Here is a 15,622-nt window from a genome sequence, read left to right on the forward strand (position 1 = left end):
TTTTTGTCCTTTGCCTTATTGCCGGTCGCCCTGGCAATCCTCATCTCCGCATGCGGTCCGGAGAGCGACGGATCACGCAAGAGCCAAGAAACTGTTGCCGACCCCAGTACCACGAGCAGCACCAAGAACACTGCGACGCCTGTAATGCCAACAGCGAAAGCGATCAGGCAGGCCATCGTTCCGAGCACTTCTACCTCGAGCATGAAGAACAAACCACCACTCGAAACGCTCGTCGAAGTCCTGACCCAGCCCGGGTACGCGCTTGAACTCCGGGTTTGGACGGCGGAACACATGGCGGGCATTTATCCGGCGGAGGCTGCCGAAATGCTCGAGACGACTCTCAAATCGGCGGATGCGAAGGTTGTGATCGCCGTGATCGAGGGTCTGACGTTGGACTCGGACGGCAGGGTACGCTCTGCTCTCGAGTCAATCGAGAGTCACCCAGACAACAAGGTGGCCATGGCCGCCCGCGAGAAACTGAGCGCGTCAAACTAAACCTCGGGCCAGGATCCTTCACGCTGCGGTCGGAACGCTGCTGCTAGGTCCCGGCGCTCAAGAGGCTGATCATCTCGGCATCGCCCACCAGTTCCGCTATCGCCAGGGGCGTCTTCCCCTCCAGATTCAAGACATTGACGTTCGCTCCCGCCTCGAGCAAGAGTTTGACCATGGACGGTCCCGACTCCACGGCCCGGTGAATTGCGGTAGCGCCGTTTTTTTGGTTGACCGCATTCACGTCTGCCCCGGCTTTCAGTAGCAGCGTCACCACCTCCTCGTTGCGAAGCGCTGCAGCGAAAATGATTGGCGCCGCGGATTTCTCAGTTCCGCCAACATTCGTTCCGCGTTCGATCAACAAACGCACCATATCCGGACTGTTTCTCTGCACGGCAATGAAGAGGGCCCCGCCACCCTGAGGCAATTGCTGGTTTACGTCCGCGCCCAGCTGTAGCAGGTGCTCGGCCATCTCGTTCTGTTTCTTGTTGACGGCAATCATTAGAAGACTCAATCCGTCGTCGTCCTGGGTGCTGGCATCGGCACCGTGTTCGAGCAGAAGATCCAGGGCCTCAATTGCACCTATTTGCGCAGCCAACGAAACAGGTGTGAATCCATCGTTCGAGATCGCGTGGATGTCAGCCCCCGCCTCCTCAATCAAACTTCGGAGGGTGCGCATGTCTCGATACTCTTTGTCGCGCATCCTGTTGATCGCATAGTGAAGGGGGGTCCATCCGCCGAGGTCCCGCGCGTCTACCAGCGCACCGGCCTCGATCAATGCGCTGGTGCGCCGTGCCCCTTCCCACTTCACCGACTGGAAGAGCGCGGCCTGTAGCTGTTCGGGATCACTCGGAATCTCTCCCACCGTTTCGAAAGAGCAACCCGTCATCAGTGCCAACACGAGGCAAGCTCCAGCGAGCCTGCCCGTTGGCGTGGCGCGACCCGGCAGAGCGCCCGATTCAATCCTCCCTTGTTTCATCTGCAGCCTGCCCTTTCGAGATGTCAGCCGAAATCGACTGTTCGGCATACTATATCGACAGTGGGGTCGAGATCCTGAAAACACCCACGCTCTGTCAAAATTGATCTGAACTCTCGGGCTCGACCAATTCGACCAGTTGCATCCCCGCCAGGTCCATGACCATTGTCCCATGAGAGTCGAACAAGGACTCGAGTCGCACCATTGCGAAGGCAAGCGGTTCAACCGCTGTCTCGGTGTGGGCGAGTACCCAGCGAAAATATCCGCGGTTGTAGAGAATGTGAGTGATGCCCTGGCTCCGTAGCGAGCGAAAGACGGTGTCGTTGTCGAAACCCGCTCTTACCATTTCGACGGTCCAGCGCTGCATGAACCAGCTGAGATCGGGCAGGAAGCCACAATCGAGCAGACGCCCCTTTCCCTCACCCGCCATCAAAATGACAGCGTCTGGGTCGAGGGTGCCCTCCCGAATCTCGCGGTTGATGCGATCTACGACCACGGGCATCGACTTCGTAAAGTTGTACCCCACGCCCTTCAGCCACTCGAGTCGATCGCCATCGACCCGGCTGTAGAGCTCCGGTTGCAACCGTTCGAGCTTGCGAACCTCGGGTGGGTGGTGGCCCACGAGCACCGCGATCCCACAGACGAGCCAGAGTGCTCGCCAGGCCGGGTGCGCCCAGCGGCTGATCACCAGCGCGCTTCCCACGCCAAACAAGACGAGAAAGGGCAGGGTGTAGCGCAACAAGTTGGTCTGGCTCGCGAGGCCAACAAAGCAGACCAGCGTCAGCCCGTAGAGCGCGAACCCACCCGCTCGTTGTCGACCCTCCTTTGGCATTGCGAAGGGAAGCACGAAAAACAGCAAAAGCAGGGGCGAGGCGAAGTGATTTGGCTTGGTCGAATAATCGTTTGGATGTTGATAAACATCGACCAGGTTGAACAATGTCGAGGGGAGTTCTGCTGTGGTTCTGCGAACCAGGGTGTTTGTTCTTTGTCGCTCGGGCGAGTCGGGCGAAAGCTCCGCAAGTTTTGCGTTCAACACGCCCGTCATGGGAATGCGCTCGTTTGGTCTGGCGGCGTCCTCGTAGTAGTCCCCGCGCAACATGGGGAAGAGCGGGTCGCCGTGCATGACGGTGTTCGACGCGTACCAGGTGGCATTGGGAATCGCGAGGAGCGAGACGCAGAGTAGAGTGCTGCGCAGCGACAGGCTGCGCCGGTCGGTCATGGCCTGTCGCACGAGGATCGCGAACACCAGACCCACGAAGGCCAGGGCAATGAAGAGGCCCGTGTACTTGGCCCCGAGAGCCCCCCCCAGTGAAATCGCCAGCAGGTAGAGAGGGACAACCTGGGACCGGTCCCGCAACCAGATCACGAGGGCAAGCATGGCGGTTGCAACAAATAGCGATAGAAAGCCGTCGACTCGGGGGTCCACGCCCTGCTGCCACAGAACATGGATGCCGCTGCAAACCAGGACTGCCCAGACCCCGCTGTGGGGGTTGCCGAGGCGTGCGGCGAGGGCGTAGGCCGCAATCAGGTTCAGCAGCACGAACAAGAAATTGTATGGGATGATCCCCGATTCGAGCCCAAAGCTGAGAAACACCGCGTACACGAGGCTTACACCGCCGGGAAACGAATTGGCAGAAAAGAGTGGGTCGGGGTTCCACAGCTTCCCGTCGAGATAGCGTTCGGCGAGGGGAAGATGGTAGAGCGCAGAATCCCAGTCCGAGTTCGGAAGCGCGGTTTGAACCAGTATTGGCCAGAGCCAATAAAACGACGCGGCGACGACCGCGACCCCCGTCAGGTTGGTGACGAGATTGGACTGGATGGAGTTGAACGACACCGAACCTACCCACCGGGTGATCCGTGCGCGATCCCACCACAGCATCGCCGTGATCCCGGCCAGGCCCAGGGTTCCGAGTACAGTCGAATTCAACGCGCCAGCCATGGTGAGCAGCATCAATACGAGATTGCTGGCGACGAATCCCACGACGATCGAAAACAGCAGTCGTTCGGGTCTATTTTCGAGGACGTTTTGCCAGCCAGCGAGGCGAATCAATGCGCTGCCCGCCAGGCCCTGTACAGCGAGAAGCAGCGCGGCGAACAGGTGGCCGACGAGTGCCATCGCCACGACTCGACCGAGACCGACACCGAGCCCCGCAATCCCGCTCCACTGGGCCAATGCAACGCACATCGATACGCAATAGAAAAGCACGCCCAGGGGCAACAAGAGCTTCTGGAACCAGATTCGTTCGAAATCGCGAATCAGCGAAAACCGCAATACGCACTCCCGTTGCGCAGGCCGTGCGCATCTGAGTCTCGAAGTCGGCTTGCTGCATGTGCGGCAAGCCGACTTCAGAATAGCCTTTGATAAGGCTAGTTGTTGGGATTAGACTGCTGCTAGCCGCCGCCACAAAAGCCTCCACACGAGGACGTTGAGTTCATGACCGATGCACAAGAACCCGCCGACGACGATGCGGCGGAGTCGCGGAATGGCGATCGGGGCGAAATGCCGGCCTGGAAGAATCCGGCCTACCGCTTCGTATTCCTGTTTCTCGTGTATCTCGGCGCCATCGCCTACGGCTACCCGAAGTTTCGCGAACGCTACATTGGGGCCGTAGACGCGCTTGCGGAGGCCACTGCTTATTTCGAGTACCTGGCCTTCAGCGTCTTTACGACCCAGATCACCCACTCGCAAAAGGTCGTGGCGTACAAGGGTTTCGCGGTCCACATCATCGAAGAGTGCACAGGGGTGTACGAGGTGCTGATTTTCGCCGCAGCGGTACTGGCCTTTCCTACCGTATGGTCCAAGAAGTTGGTGGGTTTCGGGCTGGGGATCCCGATTCTCTATCTGTTCAATGTGTTACGCATCGCAGTTCTGATCGTGGTTGGAAAACACGCTCCCCAATACTTTGATTTCATGCATCTCTACTTTTGGCAAGCCACACTGATCTTGATGATCACGTCGGTGTGGCTGCTATGGATTACTCAGGTCGTGAATCGTGACTGGTCGCGTACTACTGCAGACCCTTAAGATCGTCGGCATTACGGTGCCGGTAACCTGGGCCTGGCTCGAATGGGGCCGGGACGCGTACGGTCGCCTGTTCGCCGAACTCGCGATACCCATTTTCGGTTTTCTGGGCATGACGCGCATCCTGCCCGAGGGAACGCGAGATCGGTTCATCAACTACCTGCCGTTCTTGATCTTGATGATCGTCACGCCGCGCATGAGTTTGTTGCGCAGATGCGTGGGCATCCTCGTCGGATTCGTTTTGATCTTCTTCCTGCAGGTGTTCTTCGTCTACGCGTCAGAGATGGCCGGAGTTCAAGCCGGAATGGTGAATCGGCAAGACATCTACGAAAAGATGCTGCCGATGCTGCTGATCTGCGACGCCTTCCCGTTCGTACTCTGGATCGTCATCGCCAAAGATTTCGTGCAAGAGATGACGACAAAGGTGTTTCAGAATCAGAACAAGCCCCGCTAGTTCCTAGGGATTGCGGGTTGCGCGGAATCGATGACGCTGGGGGTTCCACTCGCTCATCAGGCGGAACATCAAGTAGTGAAGCCTTGGATGTCGATGTTGCAATTCGTCGTCGAGCATGACCGTATCTTCTGAAATATTGATCGATGCCAACCCCTGGGTTGCAGCCAGTTTTAATAGGGACCAGGTCGCTGGTTGATTCGATTTCAAATGACCAATCAAGGTCGCAGAACGATCCATGGGTGAACTCTCCTTCCTTGGGGTTGAATTCGCCCGCGCACTGAACTGGATCGAGCGCATGAATGCAGATTCGGAAGGTCGGGATGCGAGCTGCGGTGGGGGAGCTTCTGTACCGGTTGGCGGCGTGGGAAGAGAGCAGGCTATAGCGCCTATGCACTCACTGCCCCCGGCGTTTCGAGCAGCGAAGTCCGGGATCGGATCGAGCGATCCTAGGGATTTCTGCGGAGTAGAACGTGCGGTTTGGGTCGCGCCGGGGACGGCTCAGTCGACTCGTGCAAGCCCAATGCGCACGTTGACGTCGCCAAAGCGCGCTTCGTGGGCGAACAGATCCACGGCTCCCGGGTCGCCGTCGAGGTCTACCGCCGTGGCCAGCGTCTGTTCTGCGATGTAATCGCGAAACGGGTCGACCGCCCGTCGCCATTCGTCGTCGAGTTGCAGAACCAGCCGGATCGAGTCCGAAACGTCGAGATCGGCCTCTTTGCGGGCCTGCTGCACCGCCCGCACGACGTCTCGAGCGAATCCTTCAGCGACCAGTTCGTCGGTCAATTCGAGATCGAGCACGACGATGGCGTCGTTGCTGGAGAGCGATTCACACGTGACCCCGTCTCGGGGCTGGAGCAGCATCTCATACTCACCCTCCGAAAGCTGATGGCCCGCGACGGTGATCCCGCCCTCGGGCAGAGCGCTCCAGTCTCCCTGCTTCGAGGCCTTGATGACGGCTTTGGTTTCCCCCCCGAGTCTCGGCCCAATGGCTCGCGCGTTGACTTGCAAGCGAAACGTCGCGTAGTCGCCGAATTCGTCGCTGATCCGGACGCGCTTCACGTTCACTTCGTCTGCGATCAAATTAAAATAAGGTTCGAGCTGGCCGAGATTCGATCCAGCAACCACGAGCTCGGCCAGGGGCTGGCGAACGCGAATCTTCTCGACCGCGCGCAAGCTCAAGGCGGCAGAGCAGATGTCCCGAACCCTATCCATGTCGGCCACGAGTTGGGGATCCGCGCAATCGTTCAGTTCGTCGGGCCAGCTCGTGAGGTGCACGCTCCCGGCATTCGTGAGGCCCTGGTAGATCTCTTCGCTGATCAACGGCAACAGCGGACTGATGGCGCGACACAGTACTGCGAGGGCAGTAAACAGGGTGTCGTATGCGTCGGACTTGTTTTGGTCCCTTTCGGAGCGCCAGAAACGCGGTCGGCTGCGCCGGATATACCAGTTGTTCAGGGCGTCGATGTAGGAAATAACACGATTGCACGCCGCAGGCAACTCGTATTCGTCGAGCGCCTGCGACAACCCGCTCACCAATTCGTAGGTCTTGGCGAGGATGTATCGATCGAGCAAGTCCGTCGATTGGGTGTTGAACTTGGCCTTTACTCCATCGGCGTTCGCGTACAGGGTAAAGAAGTAATAGGCGTTCCAGATCGGGTTCACGACCGTGCGCACTGCCTCGCGAATCTGCCGATCGTCCCGGGCAAAGCGCAGGTCGCCGCCGCTCATGAGTGGCGATGAAACCAGAAACCAACGCAGTGCATCCGATCCGAGTTCGTCCATCACTTCACTTGGGTCGGGGTAGTTGCGCAGACGCTTGCTCAACTTTTTGCCGTCTTCGTCGAGCACGGTGCCGTGGGCAATGCAATTGCGGAAAGGCGGGCGGTCGAACAGCGCGGTCGACAACACCATCATCAAGTAGAACCAGCCGCGGGACTGCGCCTGGTACTCGGTGATGAAGTCGGCGGGGAAGTGGTCATCGAACCATTGCTTGTTCTCGAACGGGTAGTGGACCTGGGCGTAGGGCATCGAGCCGGAGTCGAACCAGCAATCGAGTACCTCGGGGACCCGGCGCATGGTCGATTTGCCGCTGGGATCATCCGGGTTGGGCCGGGTGAGATTGTCGATCGTGGGCCGATGGAGGTCGGTGGGACGTGTTCCAAAATCTCGTTCTAGCTCATCCAGGCTCCCATATACGTCGATTCTCGGGTAATTCGGGTCATCGCTCTTCCACACGGGAATCGGCGTGCCCCAAAAGCGATTTCGCGAAATCGACCAATCTCGCGCGCCCTCTAGCCATTTGCCAAAGAGTCCGTCGCGGATGTGTTCCGGGATCCAGTTGATCTGTTGATTGTGTTCCACCATGCGATCGCGAATCGCGCTGACCTTTACGTACCAGGAGTCGAGCGCCTTGTAGATCAGCGGTTCGTCGGTGCGCCAACAGTGGGGATAGTTGTGGAGGTAGGTTTCGTGTTTGACGACCCGGCCGCGATCCTTGAGATCGCGGATGATGGGTTTGTTGGCGTCGAACACCATGAGGCCGGCCCAGGGCGGAACCTGATTTGTAAAGCAGCCCCCGTCATCCACGGGACAGACAACCGGGATCTCGGCTTCGAGGCAAACGGCCATATCGTCTTCGCCGAACCCCGGGGCGAGATGAACGATCCCGGTTCCCTCTTCGGTATTGACGAACTCTGCGGCAAGAATCCGAAATGCATTGGTGGTGTTTTCGAAAAACGGGAAGAGCGGCGTGTAGGCGCGACCGACGAGATCTCGTCCCGTGAGCGTCTCGATGGGGTCGGCGTCCCCCAGTTCCGCAGCGAGCTTTTCGCGAGTCGATAACGCCAGGATCACTCGGCGCCCGTCGATAACGAAAACGCCGTACTCAATGTCATTGCCTACCGCGAGGGCGAGATTGCTCGGCAGTGTCCAGGGTGTCGTGGTCCAGGCCAGTACATCGGTGGGTTCATCGTCCGGAGCATTGGGGACAAGTTCGAAGCGCACCGTAAGCGCCGGGTCCTGACGCTCCCGATAACTGTCGTCGAGCCGGGTTTCGTGATTGGACAGCGGAGTTTGCGCCGCCCAGGAGTAGGGCATCACGCGATAGCCTTCGTAGAGCAGGCCCTTGTCCCAGAGCTGTTTTACAGCCCAAATGACGCTCTCCATGTAGTCGAGGTCCAGGGACTTGTAATCGTTTTCGAAATCGACCCAGCGAGCCGCGCGGTCGATGTAATTCCGCCAAACGTGGGTGTACTTGAGCACCGACTCGCGACAGTGGTTGTTGAAATTATCGATGCCGAACTCGATAATCTGCGCCCGCCCTGCGACGCCGAGTTCTTTTTCAGCCTCCATCTCCGCCGGAAGTCCGTGGCAGTCCCAGCCGAAGCGACGCTCGACCTTTCGGCCGCGCAGAGTCTGGTACCGGGGAATGATGTCTTTGATGTAGCTGGTGACAAGGTGACCGTAGTGGGGCAGGCCGTTGGCGAAAGGGGGGCCGTCGTAGAACACGAACTCGTTGTCGCCATTCTCGCCTTCGGGTCGATTGTCGATCGAAGCGCGAAAGGTCCCCTCCGCCTCCCACTGCTCGAGAATCCGGCGCTCGATGGCCGCAAAATTCGGCGACGGATCGACCTCCCGATACGGATTCTCGTTCTGATCGCCTGCTGGCTTTGCCTTGGTCTTTGACTTAGTTGAGTCGCTCATGGAGTCCCCGGACTGGTGTCGCTACAGCGGGCCGGAGAGTACCAAGCCTCTGTCGTAGTGGTAGTCGTAGTGGTAGTCGCACCGGTGCTGCTATTCTGGCGCAATCACCTCAGAATCAAGGCTCTCCACATTCGGGGCTTCAACTATGCGCCGGGCGATCTCATAGGGAAATCCGGATCGGCCCAGCGCTGCGAGGTCGCGCTGCCGCTTCTCGGCTCGGAGCTCGGGATCGAGACGAAATGGGCCGAGCCCTCGGCGCCTCGCGTAGGAAACCGCGGCCAGCAGCTCCTGCCCTTCACCGCCGGCGCTTGCGATGACCTCTCGGGCGAGGGTTCGGGATATGCCCTTTTCACTCAGGCTGTGCTCGATCCGCCGGGCGGAGCTGCCTCGAGCCCGCATTCGCTCGACCTGCAAAATGGTGTACTTGCGATCGTCGAGATAGCCGCGGGTCCGCAACTCCGCGACCGTGTTGTCGATCCAGTCCGGGGCGAGGGGGAAGCTCTCCTGCTGGGCCTGCTCGATCCGGCGCAGCCTCCGCAACAGAACCCGCCGCAGGTTGGCCGCAGAGGAACCAAAGCGGTCGAGATGACGAATGGCCCAGCGCTCCAAGTTTTGGGGCGTCACCACCTGTCGCCGGCGCTTGCGTTCTCCGCCGCCAAATCTGCTCACTTTCGCCGATCCCCGGTCGGCCGGGCCCCGCGCAACATCCGTCACCCTTACCTCGTACCTCGATTCTTGCATCGCGATGGTCTGCGATGTGTGGAGACCCGGGGAGGTCGTACCAGAATGGCGCAATCCGGCGCAGTTGCAACGGTCGACGCCAGCCCGCTTCACCCGGCAGCATGAGCCCCAAAGCGGGAGTAAAGTGTATTCCTCATGCCCGAGCTTCCCGAGGTCGAAATTACCCGCCAACGCATTGCCCCGCTGCTGGTCGGTCGGCAGATCGCCGACGTGGTGACCACCGCGCCGAGTTACTTCTTCATCACGCCGCCCGACATCCTGCGCAGCAGATTGCGGGGCAGCACGATTTTGGGACTCGAGCGCCGGGGCAAGTACTTGTTGGGATTGCTTCCGGACGGCGGGCAGTTGCTGCTCCACCTCGGCATGACCGGGCAGCTGTTCTCGAGCCGGGCCAAAAGTGTGCGCCTGTTGTCTGCGGCGGCGCGGTCGGCGCTGCCTCCCGAAGAGCAGGGAGAGTTCGAACCGGATCGACACACCCACCTGCGCTTCAAGTTCCAGGATCACGGCCCAGAGGTCTACTTCCGCGACGTGCGAAAGTTCGGCAAGGTGATGTTGCTGGCCCCGGGCGAGCGCAATGAGCGCATCGATCGCCTGGGCGTCGACGCCCTCGAGATTACGGGCGACGCACTCTTTAAGGCAACCCGCAAACGCAAGACCGCCATCAAGGCCCTGTTGCTCGATCAATCCGTCTTCGCCGGGATTGGGAACATTTACGCCGACGAGGCTCTCTTCTACGCAGGGGTGCGTCCCGGTCGGCGCGCAATGTCCATGACGCGTCTGGCCTGCGAAGAGATCGCCCGCGAAGTTTGTCGAGTGCTCTTGCGTTCGATCGAAACAGGTGGCTCGAGTATTAGCGACTACATCGCCCCGGATGGGAGCGACGGTCGCTACCAGGACGAACGGCGGGTCTACGCCCGCACAGGAGAGCCCTGCTACGTGTGTCGAACGACGATTCGTCGCAAGCTGGTGGCCCAGCGCGGGACTCATTACTGTCCGCAGTGTCAATCGTAAGGATGTCAATCGCAGGTGCGTCAGTCCTGGACGTACGCTCTCGGGTCGCAATTTTTCTTTGTCTGCAGTTCGCTCGGAGGTCATAGAGGCATGCTCAGTTTGAAGGAGCTGCGCCGGGTCGCCGGGATCATCGATTCAGACTTTCGCGGCCACCGGGTCGAGCGCTGGGTGCAGCCCGACGCGACCAGTCTTGCGCTCTCGCTTTATGGACGAGACCCCGAGCGCGACGAGGGTCGCAAGCGGTGTCTTTATTTCAGCTGCCACGGCAACCTCGCGCGGATTTCCGAAATTGACCGGCTGCCCAGGGCCCCGGATCGCCCGCCCGCCTTTTCGAGCTATCTGCGGGCACACCTTTCCCGGGCCGTAGTCAAGGGTGCCCGGTTGCTTGACGATGATCGCCAACTGGCCGTGCGCTTCAGCGCGCGGGAGGGCGAGTTCGACCTCTTGCTCGGGATTTTGGGCAAGCGCAGCAACCTCTACGTGCTCGATGCGGCGCAGGAAATCGTCGCCGCATTGCGGCCCCTGACGGATACCCGCCCCGAACTCTCCCTGGGCGAGCCGTATCGAAGTCCGGGTTCAAACAAGCCCGCGCTCGGAAAAGATCGCTGGCCCGACGCTTCTGCGGACACGTACTTCACCGAAATCGAGGCGTTTTACGGGCCCCAGACCAGCGAACTCGAGGCTGCGGACCTCTCTCGAAACCTGTCAAAGGTGCTGAGGCGCGAGGCGAAGAACGCGCGCCGCCGGCTCGACAAGATCGAATCCGAACTCGCTGAAGCCGACCATGCCGACGAGTACGCCCGGCACGGAGAGTTGTTGAAGAGCGTCCTGGGCAAGATCTCGCCGGGTGCGAGTGAGGTGCGAGTTCCCGACTACGAGAGCGGAGAAGAAGTCACCATCCCCCTCGATCCCAAGAAGAGTCCCAAAGCGAACCTCGAAGCCACGTTCAAGCGATACCAGAAGCTCCTGCGCAGGTTGGCCAAGGCCGGGGGGCAGGTCGAGAACGCGCGGGACTGGTTGGGCTTCGTCGAACTCCAGCTCGAGCGGGTTGCCGAGCAGTCGGAGTCGGAATCTGGCGAGGTGCGGCTCGCGGCGTTGCAGCGAATTGCGGCCATCGACAGCGTGCGCAAGCTGCTCAGAAAGCGAATCGCAGCAGCGATCGTCCCCGGGTCGGAAGACACGAAGAACAAACTTCCCGCCCGGCTGCGTGATCTGCCATCGCGTCTGATACCCAGGCGCTACCGGAGTCGAGACGGTCTGGAAATCTGGGTTGGGCGCAGTGATGAGGGCAACGACCACCTGACCATGCGCCTGGCCCGGGGCAAGGATCTGTTCTTTCACGTCGAAGGGGCGCCGGGGAGTCATGTGATCCTGCGCACCGAAGGGCGCGAAGACCCGCCATCCGATTCAGTGCTCGATGCCTGCGAACTGGCAGTGCGGTATTCGAAGCAAAAGAATGCCGGGTCGGCCGAGGTTCATGCGGTACCGGTCAAGAACATCAGCAAGCCGAAAGGGGCCAAGCGCGGCTTGGTTCACGTGACGGGTGGGAAGACAATTCACCTGCGACGGGAGCCTGAGCGACTGGCTCGGATTCTCGAAGCAATCATCGATTGATCGCGATCTGCGAGTGCGGTGCAGGGAAGAGATCTTCGAGGTGCTTTGGGGTTTGCTGCGGGTTAGCTGATGACGCGATTGATCGCGGAGAGCGTGCGTTCTTCGTCGAAGGGTTTGTTGAGCCATCCGGTGGCTCCGCTCTCTTTGGCGGCCGCCTTCTTGGCCATGTCCATCTCGGTCGTGAGGATGAGAATTGGCGTGAGACGGGTTGGTTCGAGTTTGCGCAGTTCTGCTACCAGGGTCAGGCCATCCATGTTTGGCATGTTGATGTCGGTAATGATGAGATCGAAGGTGTCTGTGCCCACGACCTCGAGTGCATCGACCCCGTCGACCGCCTGCGCAACCGTGTAGCCCGCTTGCTCGAGGAAACTCGAAAGCAAACGACGCATTGACGGCGAATCGTCCACAATCATGATCTTCTTCATCTTGGAATCCGAACCTCTCAGAGGTTGGCGAGGGCGCCCACACCTCCGTGCGGGAAGTGCCGCCCCGCATGGACAAGCTATCGGCCAGTCTCCGCGTCAGCGATATCGGGAGAACCCCGGAGGCGGTATCTGGCTCTTCCCCGATGAAGAAATTCTGATCGTAACCGATGAGATTTGAAGTGAGAGTTCGGTTTCCCACTGCGACGTTCACCCTGCGAGATCATGAAGCCTATTAGCCAAGCGAAAGAAGAACGACAGGATGAGGATTCGACGCCGGAGTCGAGTTTGCCCGCCAGCCAGATTCTCGATCGCTTCAGGCGTCTGTGCGAGGTTTTACCGCTGGCGGTCCTCGAAACCGACGTCGATGAAAATCTTCTCTACCAGAACCCGCGTTGGGAGGAGATCTCCGGCCAGGACGAGGAAGCTTCCAAGGACCAGGGCTGGCGCGATGCGATCCATGCGGAAGATCGGGAATGGGTGCTCGAGGAGGCAACACTGGCACGAGGCCAGAACCGGATGTTTGACGCCGACTTTCGTATCAGTCGTCCGGACGAGCGGGAGCGCTGGGTGCACGGGCGATCTCTTCCGCTGTACAGCGGGCCGGGCTGGCACGACGGCTATCTGCACATGATCTACGACATCACCGATCGCAAACTCATCGAGGAAACGCTCCGCGACTCTTTGGCCGAGCTTACAATCAAACGTGCCACTGAGAACGGAGAGGTCGCGGCGACGGCTACTCAGGTGAAGGAGTCGCTCGTCGAGGCGCAGGAACTGGTGCAAAGCCTCCGGGAAGCAAATCCGGCGGATGCGTCGCTCGAGCTGATCGATCGCCTGTACAAGTGCCTGGAAGCGGCTGCTTCGGCGAGCGAAGCGCTCCCCGTGGCTGACGATGGGGAGATCGAAGACCCGAGCCTCGCCGACATCCTGTTCTGAGCGGCGCAAACTTCCCCCCGAAAGCCGTAATCCCGCTGCTCTGCGATCGCTACCGTCGGTTTGTTATCCTGTCCCGCCGGAATCGATGATGCCTACCACAATAGACATAAAGACAGACATAAAAACAGACACACAGACGGCCCAGCGCCCGCTCCCCAAGCCGCCCTGGATCCGCGTCAAACTCCGCTCGCGCCCAGATCCAGAAGCGCATCGGACGCGGGAGATCGTGCGCCGAAACCGACTTCACACAGTCTGTGAGGAAGCGGCCTGTCCCAACCTGGGAGAGTGCTGGGCCAAACGACACGTCACGGTGATGATCCTGGGCGATGTCTGCACGCGTGCCTGCGCGTTCTGCAACGTCAAAACCGGGCGTCCCAATCCTCCGGATCCAGATGAGCCGCGGCATCTCGCCAATGCTGCTGCCGAGCTGGGCCTGCGGCACATTGTCATTACCTCGGTCGATCGCGATGATCTATTGGACGGGGGAGCATCGCAATTCGTCGATTCAATTTCCGCGTTGCGACAGAGTTCGCCCGATTCGACGATCGAGGTCCTGACTCCGGATTTTCGAAACAAACAGGGTGCGGTCGAAGCGGTGACCCACGCCCGCCCGGATGTCTACAACCACAATCTCGAGACGGTCCCTCGGCTGTATAGAAAGGTTCGCCCGGGTGCGAGTTATCGGCATTCCCTCGATCTGTTGGCCAGGGTCAAGAACCTGGACCCCGAGATCTTTACCAAGTCGGGAATCATGCTCGGACTCGGCGAAGAACTCGCAGAGGTCGAACAGGTCATGGACGACATGCGCGAGGCCCAGGTCGACTTCATTACGATCGGCCAGTACCTCAGACCCTCACCCAGGCACGCCAAGGTCGAGCGCTACTGGACGCCAGAAGAATTTGCGGAAATTGGCGAGACGGCTGAGGGGAAGGGTTTTTTGATGGTTTCTTGTTCACCCATGACGCGCTCTTCCTATCACGCGGATGAAGACTTCGAATCTTTGCGCGAGCGGCGAGCGGCGCAGCGTTGATGTTCATCGGAATGAGGAGCATGAGTGGCATGAAATTTGGGCAAGTGCTGGCCTTGGCCGCAGCATTCTTCATCACGGCTTCTGCACCCGCCGCTGCGGCTCCCCACGCGGACGTCGAACTCCATTCGGTCTCCATGTCCATTGCGGCTTCCGCTTCAAATCCCGAGATCATCGCGAATTTTCGAGAACTCGAGGAGCCTGCCGACGTCGTTCCTGCATTCTTGCTCGACTGGTCCGCAGTTCCCGGAGTCTTCGAAAGCGATCTTTCTCGGCGCTCGGGCAACTCGCTCTATCTCGAATCGAGACGACAGATCGCCGAATCAGAGTTGCTGGAGGCGAAGCGTCGGGACGCGAGTCGCTTGTGGGAATCGCTCGAAGCTTTCATCGATCTGCTGTTGGACAAGAATCGCATGTCGAGGTTCGAATTGGCGAGCCAGATGGGAGACGCGCTGTTGCGTATCGACGAGGCGACCTGGAACGCATTGCGCGTCGGAGGCCAGGCGTACGAACTCGCCGCTTCCATTCAAAAACTGCGGACCTGGCTGCTGAATGAATGGCAGGTGTCGAGTGACGCGGATCCCGGGGTCAAGGCGCTTCTCGATGCCGAAGCCCGGATCCCGACCGTCGAGACGAATTCGTCGGCAATCCGTTTTCTCGCGTTGATCCAGGCCGCGGATGCCGACGAAGCCGAGGCTCCGATTCGGACGCACGAGTTTGGCGTCGCGTTGATGAGCGAGGAACCGGAAACGATCCGCCGAGTCTACGAGGCGCTCCGGGGAGAGTTGAAACAGAAGCTAGAACTACAGCTCACCGTGCTGCTCGAAGCAATCGATCGGGAACAGATCGAGTTCGATCAGCGAGACCAGAAGATTACCGAGGTCATCGACTTGCTCGGACTCGAGGCAGCCGCCCCCATCCCTCGCGACCGGGCTTCATCGCGCTAGAGGTTCGCGGAACAAGGCCCAGCCGACGGGATAGCTCTCCGACAGTCGAATCATCTCGGGCAGTGTGGCGATGAAAGCTTCGTCGCTCCCCGTGCGGTTGGGATTGTAAAACTCCCAGACCGTCTCCCCACTCGGCGTCACTTCGAGCGCGCGGCCCCCGTCGGATTCGGTGATCAACGTGTTGCCGTTGGTCAGACGTTCTGCCGCTCCGAGGTACATCGAATAAAAGGGGTGGTCGACGTTCCCGCGGTACGACCAGTGCACTTCGCCACTCATGG

At 59.9% G+C, this 15,622-nt stretch carries 15 protein-coding genes; 8 read left to right on the forward strand and 7 right to left on the reverse strand.

Features of this window, described 5'->3' with window-relative positions; genetic code table 11:
- The first annotated feature begins 144 nt into the window (after window positions 1-144).
- Entirely contained in the window at window positions 145-495 is a 351-nt protein-coding gene (locus IH881_17660) for a hypothetical protein (protein ID MCH7869524.1), read from the forward strand.
- 43 nt (window positions 496-538) lie between these two features.
- Here the strand turns inward: IH881_17660 and IH881_17665 are convergent, their stop codons facing one another.
- Together IH881_17665 and IH881_17670 are read right to left on the reverse strand one after the other, a co-directional pair.
- Window positions 539-1,390: an ankyrin repeat domain-containing protein gene (locus IH881_17665; GenBank protein ID MCH7869525.1), complete on the reverse strand. Its 852-nt coding sequence runs from the start codon at window positions 1,388-1,390 to the stop codon at window positions 539-541.
- Window positions 1,391-1,562: 172 nt separating this feature from the next.
- The gene (locus tag IH881_17670) at window positions 1,563-3,737 is read right to left on the reverse strand and encodes a glycosyltransferase family 39 protein (protein MCH7869526.1); all 2,175 of its coding nucleotides are present in this window, start codon (window positions 3,735-3,737) and stop codon (window positions 1,563-1,565) included.
- A gap of 162 nt (window positions 3,738-3,899) precedes the next feature.
- On the opposite strand from IH881_17670, the gene xrtH reads away from it, so the two are divergent.
- Both xrtH and IH881_17680 read left to right on the forward strand, forming a co-directional pair.
- Window positions 3,900-4,490: an exosortase H gene (xrtH, locus tag IH881_17675; protein ID MCH7869527.1), complete on the forward strand. Its 591-nt coding sequence runs from the start codon at window positions 3,900-3,902 to the stop codon at window positions 4,488-4,490.
- 16 nt (window positions 4,491-4,506) lie between these two features.
- Entirely contained in the window at window positions 4,507-4,941 is a 435-nt protein-coding gene (locus IH881_17680; GenBank protein MCH7869528.1) for a hypothetical protein, read from the forward strand.
- A 3-nt stretch (window positions 4,942-4,944) separates the two neighbouring features.
- Here the strand turns inward: IH881_17680 and IH881_17685 are convergent, their stop codons facing one another.
- The 3 genes from IH881_17685 to IH881_17695 all read right to left on the reverse strand — a co-directional run bounded on the left by IH881_17685 (window position 4,945) and on the right by IH881_17695 (window position 9,312).
- Window positions 4,945-5,178, reverse strand: a complete 234-nt coding sequence (locus IH881_17685; GenBank protein MCH7869529.1) for a hypothetical protein — start codon at window positions 5,176-5,178, stop codon at window positions 4,945-4,947.
- 261 nt (window positions 5,179-5,439) lie between these two features.
- Window positions 5,440-8,643 (reverse strand): isoleucine--tRNA ligase, encoded by a 3,204-nt coding sequence (locus tag IH881_17690; protein MCH7869530.1) that lies wholly within the window; start codon window positions 8,641-8,643, stop codon window positions 5,440-5,442.
- Between the two features lie 90 nt (window positions 8,644-8,733).
- Window positions 8,734-9,312, reverse strand: coding sequence for a RecX family transcriptional regulator (locus tag IH881_17695; GenBank protein ID MCH7869531.1), 579 nt, complete (start codon window positions 9,310-9,312; stop codon window positions 8,734-8,736).
- A 207-nt stretch (window positions 9,313-9,519) separates the two neighbouring features.
- On the opposite strand from IH881_17695, the gene mutM reads away from it, so the two are divergent.
- Entirely contained in the window at window positions 9,520-10,395 is an 876-nt protein-coding gene (gene mutM, locus IH881_17700; GenBank protein MCH7869532.1) for a bifunctional DNA-formamidopyrimidine glycosylase/DNA-(apurinic or apyrimidinic site) lyase, read from the forward strand.
- 90 nt (window positions 10,396-10,485) lie between these two features.
- Window positions 10,486-12,009 (forward strand): NFACT family protein, encoded by a 1,524-nt coding sequence (locus tag IH881_17705; protein MCH7869533.1) that lies wholly within the window; start codon window positions 10,486-10,488, stop codon window positions 12,007-12,009.
- Between the two features lie 62 nt (window positions 12,010-12,071).
- Here IH881_17705 and IH881_17710 read toward each other — a convergent pair whose 3' ends face one another.
- Window positions 12,072-12,434, reverse strand: coding sequence for a response regulator (locus IH881_17710; protein MCH7869534.1), 363 nt, complete (start codon window positions 12,432-12,434; stop codon window positions 12,072-12,074).
- 222 nt (window positions 12,435-12,656) lie between these two features.
- On the opposite strand from IH881_17710, the gene IH881_17715 reads away from it, so the two are divergent.
- From IH881_17715 to IH881_17725, 3 genes are all read left to right on the forward strand, one after another.
- Entirely contained in the window at window positions 12,657-13,370 is a 714-nt protein-coding gene (locus IH881_17715; protein ID MCH7869535.1) for a PAS domain S-box protein, read from the forward strand.
- An 85-nt stretch (window positions 13,371-13,455) separates the two neighbouring features.
- Window positions 13,456-14,400, forward strand: a complete 945-nt coding sequence (gene lipA / locus IH881_17720) for a lipoyl synthase (protein ID MCH7869536.1) — start codon at window positions 13,456-13,458, stop codon at window positions 14,398-14,400.
- A 20-nt stretch (window positions 14,401-14,420) separates the two neighbouring features.
- The gene (locus IH881_17725; GenBank protein MCH7869537.1) at window positions 14,421-15,344 is read left to right on the forward strand and encodes a hypothetical protein; all 924 of its coding nucleotides are present in this window, start codon (window positions 14,421-14,423) and stop codon (window positions 15,342-15,344) included.
- Here the strand turns inward: IH881_17725 and IH881_17730 are convergent.
- Entirely contained in the window at window positions 15,333-15,608 is a 276-nt protein-coding gene (locus IH881_17730; protein MCH7869538.1) for a hypothetical protein, read from the reverse strand. The two genes, IH881_17725 and IH881_17730, sit on opposite strands and share 12 nt — an antisense overlap.
- Window positions 15,609-15,622 lie beyond the last annotated feature (14 nt).

Source organism: Myxococcales bacterium, from assembly GCA_022563535.1.
Lineage (GTDB): Bacteria > Myxococcota_A > UBA9160 > UBA9160 > UBA4427 > DUBZ01.

Bases quoted from the DNA above. Each gene is read 5' to 3' on its own strand.
- IH881_17660 (MCH7869524.1), top strand. From the start codon at position 145: ATGCCAACAGCGAAAGCGATCAGGCAGGCCATCGTTCCGAGCACTTCT.
- xrtH (MCH7869527.1), top strand. From the start codon at position 3,900: ATGACCGATGCACAAGAACCCGCCGACGACGATGCGGCGGAGTCGCGG.
- IH881_17685 (MCH7869529.1), bottom strand. From the start codon at position 5,178: ATGGATCGTTCTGCGACCTTGATTGGTCATTTGAAATCGAATCAACCA.
- IH881_17690 (MCH7869530.1), bottom strand. From the start codon at position 8,643: ATGAGCGACTCAACTAAGTCAAAGACCAAGGCAAAGCCAGCAGGCGAT.
- mutM (MCH7869532.1), top strand. From the start codon at position 9,520: ATGCCCGAGCTTCCCGAGGTCGAAATTACCCGCCAACGCATTGCCCCG.
- IH881_17705 (MCH7869533.1), top strand. From the start codon at position 10,486: ATGCTCAGTTTGAAGGAGCTGCGCCGGGTCGCCGGGATCATCGATTCA.
- IH881_17710 (MCH7869534.1), bottom strand. From the start codon at position 12,434: ATGAAGAAGATCATGATTGTGGACGATTCGCCGTCAATGCGTCGTTTG.
- IH881_17715 (MCH7869535.1), top strand. From the start codon at position 12,657: ATGAAGCCTATTAGCCAAGCGAAAGAAGAACGACAGGATGAGGATTCG.
- lipA (MCH7869536.1), top strand. From the start codon at position 13,456: ATGATGCCTACCACAATAGACATAAAGACAGACATAAAAACAGACACA.
- IH881_17725 (MCH7869537.1), top strand. From the start codon at position 14,421: ATGAGTGGCATGAAATTTGGGCAAGTGCTGGCCTTGGCCGCAGCATTC.